Source organism: Delftia sp. ASV31 (assembly GCF_016428765.1).
GTDB classification, from domain to species: Bacteria; Pseudomonadota; Gammaproteobacteria; order Burkholderiales; family Burkholderiaceae_C; genus Comamonas; species Comamonas acidovorans.
The window spans coordinates 35379-43163 of the sequence record NZ_JAELTK010000054.1 but is presented as its reverse complement, the minus strand read 5'-3'; the positions used below and the strand labels follow the sequence as shown (position 1 = coordinate 43163).

Sequence of the window (7785 nt, the reverse complement as noted above, 5' to 3'; positions counted from 1 at the left end):
AACCCCGTGACGCCGCAGCAGTTCGCGCAGGTGATCCGCAGCGACGTGGCGCGCTGGAAGCAGCTCGCCAAGGACCGCAATATCCAGGCCGATTGAACCCGGCCGCTGGCGGGAGGCGCCCCAGGCCTTCCCGCTTCCCTATCAGGAGAAACGAATGAGTTTTGTTCCCGGTGAACGCCAGGGACCGAAAGGCCCGCTCAGCGGTGTGCGCGTGCTGGATCTGAGCGCCTATATCGCGGGGCCTTATGGCTGCTCGCTGCTGGCGGACCAGGGCGCCGAGGTCATCAAGGTCGAGCCGCCCGTGGGCGACAACCTGCGCAAGTACCCCTCCACGCTGGAAGCGGAAAGCCGCGCCTTCCTGGGCGTGAACCGCAGCAAGTGGGGCATGGTGCTGGACCTGAAGGATGAGGCCGACCATGCCGTGCTGCTGCGCCTGGTGCGCGAGGCCGATGTGCTGGTCCACAACTTCCGCCCCGGCGTGCCCGAGCGGCTGGGCATCGGTTTTGCGCAACTGGCCGCCATCAACCCACGCCTCATCTATTGCAGCGTCACCGGCTATGGCAGCCGCGGGCCGCTCAAGGCCAAGGCGGGCTACGACCAGGTGCTGCAGACCATGACCGGCATGTGCGCCATGCAGGGCAAGGCAGGCGGGCCGCCCGAGATTCTCTATGGCTCCGTGGTGGACTACTACGCCTCGGCCCTGGTGGCGGGCGGCGTGTCGTCGGCGCTGTACGAGCGCGAGAAAAGCGGGCTGGGCCAGCATGTGGGCGTGTCCCTGCTGCGCGCGGCGCTGACCATGCAGTCCGCACGCATGGTCTGGGCCGAGGGCGAGCCGCGCGAGGTAGGGCGCGACATGCGCTCCGGCGGCATCACGGGCATCCACCCGACGCGCGAAGGATATCTCTACATTTCGGCCAACACCGCGCATTTCTGGGCGGCGCTGTGCCGCAAGCTGGATCTGCCCGAGGTGGCCAGCGACGAGCGCTACGACTCCGTGCGCAAGCGCGCCCAGCACCGCGACGTGCTGGTGCCGCTGCTGCGCCAGGCGCTTGCGGGGCGCAGCGCACTGGAATGGGAGGCCTTGTTCGGCGAGGAAGTGCCCTGCGCGGCGGCCCGCACGGTGGAAGACATGTTCGACGACCCGCAGGTGCAGGCCGAGGGCATGGTCACCCGCTTCGAGCACCCGACCTTGGGCAGCTACCGGGGCTTTGCCGGCGCCGTCGAATTCGACCGCACGCCCGGCCCGCCGGCCTTTGCCGCCCCCACGCTGGGTCAGCATACCGAGGCACTGAAGGCCGCCGCGCAAGAGGGCTGCTGATGCAGGCACTGCCCGCTGGCGCCTGCGACGCCCATCTGCACGTCTTCGATCCGCGCTTTGGTACGTGTTTTGATACGCGTTTTGGTGCCCATGCCACGGCTGCCGACTATGCGCAGCTGCGCGGCGCCATGGGGCTGGAGCGCGCCGTCATCGTCCAGCCGCGTGCGCATGGCACGGACAACCGGGTCACGCTGCACGCCATCCAGTCGCTAGGCGCAGCAAGCACGCGCGGCATTGCCGTGGTGCACCCCGATATCACCGACGCACAGTTGCAGGCGCTGCATGACGGCGGCATTCGCGGCATCCGCTTTTCGCTGCACACCGAGCACGATGCAGCCGTGCGGCTGGACATGCTGGAGCCGTTGGCCGAGCGCATTGCCGCGCTGGGCTGGCATGTGCAACTGCACTGGCTGGCCAGCCAGATCGAGGCCCATGCGGCGCTGCTGCAGCGGCTGCCATGCACCCTGGTGTTCGACCACATGGCGCGGCTCGCTGACAGTGCTGACGGCGCTGGCGTGCACCAGTCTGCCTTCGGCGTGGTCCGTGGGCTGGTGCAGCAGGGCAGGGCCTGGGTCAAGCTCTCGGGCCCGTATCTGAACAGCCGGGCGGGCCTGGCCGCAGGCTATGCCGACTGCGACGCGCTGGCGCAGGCCTGGGTGTCCGAGGCCCCGCAGCGCCTGGTCTGGGGCAGCGACTGGCCCCATGTCACTGAAGCTGCCCATCCGCCGCAGACCCCCATGCTGCTGGCGCTGCTGTCGCGCTGGATTCCCGATGCGGCGCTGCGCGCCCGCGTGCTGGTGGACAACGCCGCCGAGCTGTACGGATTCGATTGAGGGCGCGGGGCACGCAAGCCTCGCAGCCCAGGTTTTCACCATTGAGCAACAGGAGACAGAAACGTGAAGAAGATCAAGACACTGCGGCCCGCCATGACGGTGCTGGCCTTGGGTATTGGGGCGGGGCTGGGCCTGTTCCAGGGCACGCTGCATGCGGCCGACTATCCGGCCGCGCAGGCCATCACGGTCGTCGTGCCGTTCTCGGCCGGTGGCGGTGCGGACAATGCGGCGCGCATCATCGCCAAGGCGCTGGGCGAGGTCTCGGGCCAGACCGTGGTGGTGGACAACAAGGCCGGCGCCAGCGGCGCCATCGGCGCCGCCCTCGTGGCGCGTGCCAAGGCCGATGGCTATACGGTGCTGTATGACGCATCGTCCTTCGCCATCAACCCCGCATTGCGCAAGCTGCCCTATGACCCGGCCAAGGACTTCATTGCCGTGTCCCAGGCCATCAGCGTGCCCAACATCCTCGTGGCCGCGCCGTCCTCGCCCTACAACAGCCTGGCCGACTTCATGAATGCCGCGCGGCAAAAGCCCGGCAGGCTCACCTATGCCTCCTACGGTCCGGGCAGCCTGGCCCAGATGGCGACGGAACTGCTCAAGGCAGACGCCAGGTTCGATGCCGTCCACGTTCCCTACAAGGGCGGGGCTCCCGCCATCGTCGATGTCATGGGCGGCCAGGTCGATGTGTACTTTGCCAACGCGGCCTCCAGCATCAACTACGTCAAGGGCGGCAAGCTCAAGGCACTGGCCGTGTCCTCGGCCAAGCGCATGCCGGACCTGCCCGACGTGCCCACGGTGGCGGAAAGCGGCATCAAGGGCTTCGAGGTCACGGAGTGGAACGGCTTCTTCCTGCCTGCGGGTACCGCGCCCGAGACCGTGCAGAAGCTGCAGGACCTGGTGCAAAAGGCCCTGGCCTTGCCGGCCACGCGCGCCAGCCTTGAAAAGCTGGGCCTGACGCCGGTGGGCAGTTCCTCCGCCGCCTTCACGGGCTTCGTGGCGGCCGAGCGCAAGCGCTGGGATGCCGTGGTCAAGGCCAATGGCATCACCGTGCAGTGAGCCGCCGCGCGTGACGGGGCTCAGGGCGTGGCGGTGACGCGCAGCAACTGCCCGCCCTGGGCGTCCGTCAGCAGGTGAAGCCAGCCGTCCTGTCCCTGGCGGACATCACGGATGCGCTGGCCCAGGCGCGTCAGCACCTGCTCGCTGGTCGTTACCTTGCCGGTCCACAGGGGGCAGGCCAGTCAGTGCCGGCGCGAGGCGCCCGTCACCGTGCACGATGCGCATGCGGCCCGGCCGACTGCGCTGTATCGCAGTCGGCCGGCCTTGATCTGGCAAACATCATGCACGACGCGGCCAGAGCCAGCGGCGCCCTGTCAACCACTGCGCAAAAAGCCCGCGCAGCCACTTGCGCGGGTGTATAAACAGCGCTCTTTCGGCGCCGGGCCGGGTCCCTGCGTGGGGCGGTCGGCGGCGCCTCCTACCCACCAGAGAATCCGCAAGGGAAAAGCAGCCATGGGCGCGCAATGGAAAGCAAAGGGCAAGGCGCTGGTCGCCGATGCCAAGGGAAAGCTGTTTGGCAAGCTGGCCAAGGAAATCATCGTCGCGGCGCGCGCCGGCGCCGATCCGGCAGGCAACTCGCGCCTGCGCATGGCCGTGGAAGCCGCCCGCAAGGCCTCCATGCCCAAGGACACGCTAGAGCGTGCGATCAAGAAGGGCTCGGGCGTGGGTGCCGATGCCGTCAACTACGAGCGCGTGGTCTATGAAGGCTACGGCCCCAACCGCGTGCCCGTGATGATCGAGTGCCTGACCGACAACGTGAACCGCACGGCGCCCAACATGCGCGTGTGCTTCCGCAAGGGCCAGATGACGGCCGTGGCCTGGGACTTCGACCATGTGGGCATGATCGAGGGCGAGCCCGAAGGCGGTGCCGATGCCGAGCTGGCCGCCATCGAGGCCGGCGCACAGGACTTCGAGCCCGGCGAGGAAGAGGGCACGACGCTGTTCATCACCGACCCGACGGACCTGGATACCGTGAGCAAGGCGCTGCCGGCCCAGGGCTTCAAGGTGCTGTCGGCCAAGCTGGGCTACAAGGCCAAGACGCCGGTCAGCATGGCCAGCCTGTCGGCCGAGCAGCAGGAGGAAGTGCAGGACTTCCTGGCCGGCATCGAGAACGATGACGACGTGCAGCACGTCTACGCGGGCCTGGTGGATTGATCCCGCTGCCCCCCGCTCCCCAGCAAAAAAGCCGCACGATGTGCGGCTTTTTTGTGGGTGCGTGCACCAGGCCTACTTGGTGCCGAAGATGCGGTCGCCCGCGTCGCCCAGGCCCGGCAGGATGTAGCCGTGCGCGTCGAGCTGGCGGTCCACGGCGGCCGTGTAGATGTCCACGTCGGGATGGGCCTTTTGCATGGTGGCCACGCCTTCGGGCGCGGCCAGCAGGCACATGAACTTGATGGACTTCGGGTTCAGCTGCTTCAGGCGCGCCACGGCGGCGGCGGCCGAATTGCCCGTGGCCAGCATGGGATCGACGACCAGCACGTCGCGCTCTTCCATCTCGGAAGGCATCTTGAAGTAGTACTCGACGGGCTGCAGCGTCTCGGGGTCGCGGTACAGGCCGATGTGGCCGATGCGCGCACCGGGCACGACGTTGAGCATGCCGTCGAGGAAACCGTTGCCGGCGCGCAGGATGGACACCAGCACCAGCTTCTTGCCGTCGATGACCTTGCCGGTCATGGTCTCCAGCGGGGTTTCGATCTCGATGTCCTGCAGCGGCATGTCGCGCGTGATCTCGTAGGCCATCAGCGTGGACAGCTCGCCCAGCATGCGGCGGAAGCTGTTGGTGCTGGCTTCCTTGCGGCGCATCAGCGTGAGCTTGTGTTGGACCAGCGGGTGGTCGATCAGGTGCAGAGTACTCATGGTTTTCTTCTGGAAAAAAGGGGCGCCGGCATTTGCGGCCGGCGCCAGGGGGCGGTTCAGTCGTGCAGAAAGCGTGCGTAGCGCGCCAGGTCCACATTGCCGCCGCTGATCAGAATGCCCACGCGCGCGCCCGACAGCGCAACCCCGCCATGCAGGGCGCCCGCCAGCGAGAGCGCTCCCGTGGGTTCGACCACGATTTTCTTGCGTTCCGCGTAAAAGCGCATGGCCTGCACCAGATGCTCGTCCGCCACGGCCAGGATATCTTCCACATGCTCGCGGATGATGGCGAATGTGATATCGCCGATGGACTGGGTCTGGGCACCGTCGGCAATGGTGTGGGGCGTGGGGATCTGCACGATCTGGCCTGCCCGCAGCGACTGGCGGGCATCGTCGCCGGCCTGGGGCTCGACGCCGTAGACCTTGCAGCGCGGCGCCAGTTGCCCGGCCGCCAGCAGGCTGCCCGACAGCAGGCCGCCGCCGCCCAGGCAGACGAACAGGTAGTCCAGGTCGGGCACCTCCTCGAACAGTTCCTTGGCCGCCGTGCCCTGGCCGGCGATCACGTCGCGGTGGTTGAACGGCGGGATCAGCGTCATGCCGCGCTCGTCGGCCAGGCGGCGGGAGATGGCCTCGCGGTCCTCGGTGAAGCGGTCATAGGTCACCACCTGGGCGCCGTAGGAGCGCGTGGCCGCCATCTTGGAGGCGGGAGCATCCTCGGGCATGACGATGAGCGCGGGCATGTCCAGCATCTGCGCGGCCAGTGCCACGGCCTGGGCATGGTTGCCCGAAGAGAAGGCCAGTGCGCCGCGCTTGCGCTGCTCGGGCGTGAACTGCGACAGCGCGTTGTAGGCGCCGCGTATCTTGAAGGCGCCCGTGCGCTGCAGGTTCTCGCACTTGAAGAACAGCTGGGCGCCCAGCAGCTCGTCGGCGGTGCGGCTGCGCAGTATGGGTGTGCGGTGGGCCACGCCCTCCAGCCGGCCGGCGGCGGCGGCGACATCGTCATAGGTGGGCAGCGAGGGTGGGCTGTTCGTCGTCATGGCGTGCGGTTCCGCAAAGTGGATGGAGGCGCTTTCGATCATAGCCGCATGCGCGGGCTTTCAGAGCCCTGAAATGCGCCAGCCGTTGCATGGCAACGGCTGGGTGCTATGGTGTTTGATGCGGCGCAGGGCCGGTGCGCCAGCGCTTCAGCGCTTCTTGTTGCCCAGGATGCCGCCTAGCACGCCGCGCAGGATTTCCTTGCCCAGCGAATTGCCCATGGTGCGCATGGTGGACTTGGCCATGGTCTGCACCAGGCCGTCGTGCTTGCCGCCGCGCGGGCCGGTGGTGCCGAACAGCAGGTCCTTGAGCCCGTCCATCATGGCGCCCCCTTCGCTCGCCGCAGGCGTGGCACCGGCCGGGCCCGTGCCGTTTGGCGCTGCGCCGTCGCCGGTCGCTGCCGTGCGGCCGCGCAGCACCTCGTAGGCCGATTCGCGGTCCACCGCCTTTTCATAGACGCCGGCCACCAGCGACTGTGCCAGCAGGGTCTTGCGCTGCTCCTCGTTGATGGGGCCGATCTGGCTGCCGGGCGGGATCACGTAGGCACGCTCGGTGATGCCGGGGCGTCCCTTGTCGTCGAGGAAGCTCACCAGGGCCTCGCCCACGGCCAGCTCGGTGATGGCGGCCTCGATATCCAGGCCGGGCTTGGGCCGCATGGTGGTGGCCGTGGCCTTGACGGCTTTCTGGTCGCGCGGCGTGAAGGCGCGCAGCGCATGCTGCACGCGGTTGCCCAGCTGGGCCAGCACGGTGTCGGGCACGTCCATGGGGTTTTGCGTGACGAAATACACGCCCACGCCCTTGGAGCGCACCAGGCGCACCACCAGCTCGATGCGTTCGAGCAGCACCTTGGGCGCGTCGTTGAACAGCAGGTGGGCCTCGTCGAAGAAGAAGACCAGCTTGGGCTTGTCGGGGTCGCCGATCTCGGGCAGGCGCTCGAACAGCTCGGACAGCATCCACAGCAGGAAGGTGGAGTACAGGCGCGGCGAATTCATCAGCTTCTCGGCGGCCAGGATGTTGACCACGCCCTTGCCGCCGGCATCGGTCTGCATCAGGTCGTTGATGTCGAGCATGGGCTCGCCAAAGAACTTGTCACCGCCCTGCGACTCGATGGCGACCAGTCCGCGCTGTATGGCGCCCACGCTGGCCGCGCTGATGTTGCCGTACTCGGTGGTGAACTGCTTGGCGTTGTCGCCCACATGCTGGAGCATGGCGCGCAGGTCCTTGAGGTCCAGCAGCAGCAGTCCGTTGTCGTCGGCAATCTTGAAGACCAGGTTGAGCACGCCCATCTGCGTGTCGTTCAGGGCCAGCATGCGGCCGATCAGCAGCGGACCCATGTCCGAGACCGTGGCGCGCACCGGGTGACCCAGCTCGCCGAACACGTCCCACAGCGTTGTGGGGCAGGCCAGGGGCTGGGGAATCTCGATGCCGCGCTCCTGCAGGGAGGCTGCCATCTTGGCGCCCGTGCTGCCGGGCTGGCTGATGCCGGACAGGTCTCCCTTGATGTCGGCCATGAACACCGGCACGCCGATCTCGGAGAATCCCTCGGCCATTTTCTGCAGCGTCACGGTCTTGCCGGTGCCGGTGGCGCCTGTGATCAGGCCATGTCGATTGGCCAGTGCCGGCAGCAGCAGGCATTCTGTGGCAGAGTGGCGGGCGATCAGAAGTGGAGCGGCCATTTCGGGTTTCCTC

At 67.8% G+C, this 7785-nt stretch carries 7 protein-coding genes and 1 pseudogene; 4 read left to right on the top strand and 4 right to left on the bottom strand.

The window, feature by feature from the left end; all coding sequences use genetic code 11:
* Positions 1-154: 154 nt before the first annotated feature.
* The 3 genes from JHD82_RS18885 to JHD82_RS18875 all read left to right on the top strand — a co-directional run bounded on the left by JHD82_RS18885 (position 155) and on the right by JHD82_RS18875 (position 3207).
* Positions 155-1318, top strand: coding sequence for a CoA transferase (locus JHD82_RS18885; RefSeq protein WP_065345714.1), 1164 nt, complete (start codon positions 155-157; stop codon positions 1316-1318).
* A complete protein-coding gene (locus JHD82_RS18880) occupies positions 1318-2151 on the top strand; it encodes an amidohydrolase (protein WP_199138103.1) in 834 nt (277 codons plus the stop codon). The genes JHD82_RS18885 and JHD82_RS18880 overlap by 1 nt, the downstream gene beginning before the upstream one ends.
* Positions 2152-2214: 63 nt before the next feature.
* Positions 2215-3207 (top strand): tripartite tricarboxylate transporter substrate binding protein, encoded by a 993-nt coding sequence (locus JHD82_RS18875; protein WP_199138102.1) that lies wholly within the window; start codon positions 2215-2217, stop codon positions 3205-3207.
* Between the two features lie 20 nt (positions 3208-3227).
* Here the strand turns inward: JHD82_RS18875 and JHD82_RS18870 are convergent.
* Positions 3228-3368: pseudogene (locus JHD82_RS18870) on the bottom strand (PQQ-dependent sugar dehydrogenase); the annotation flags it as partial.
* Positions 3369-3660: 292 nt separating this feature from the next.
* Between JHD82_RS18870 and JHD82_RS18865 the strand changes: the two are divergent.
* Complete coding sequence (locus JHD82_RS18865) at positions 3661-4362, top strand: YebC/PmpR family DNA-binding transcriptional regulator (RefSeq protein WP_012205353.1); 702 nt, start codon at positions 3661-3663, stop codon at positions 4360-4362.
* A 72-nt stretch (positions 4363-4434) separates the two neighbouring features.
* Here the strand turns inward: JHD82_RS18865 and upp are convergent, their stop codons facing one another.
* The 3 genes from upp to JHD82_RS18850 form a co-directional block, all read right to left on the bottom strand.
* Positions 4435-5064 (bottom strand): uracil phosphoribosyltransferase, encoded by a 630-nt coding sequence (gene upp / locus JHD82_RS18860; protein WP_012205354.1) that lies wholly within the window; start codon positions 5062-5064, stop codon positions 4435-4437.
* A gap of 56 nt (positions 5065-5120) precedes the next feature.
* The gene (locus JHD82_RS18855) at positions 5121-6098 is read right to left on the bottom strand and encodes a threo-3-hydroxy-L-aspartate ammonia-lyase (RefSeq protein ID WP_043783498.1); all 978 of its coding nucleotides are present in this window, start codon (positions 6096-6098) and stop codon (positions 5121-5123) included.
* Between the two features lie 147 nt (positions 6099-6245).
* Positions 6246-7772, bottom strand: coding sequence for a helicase HerA-like domain-containing protein (locus JHD82_RS18850; protein WP_199138101.1), 1527 nt, complete (start codon positions 7770-7772; stop codon positions 6246-6248).
* Between the last annotated feature and the right edge of the window lie 13 nt (positions 7773-7785).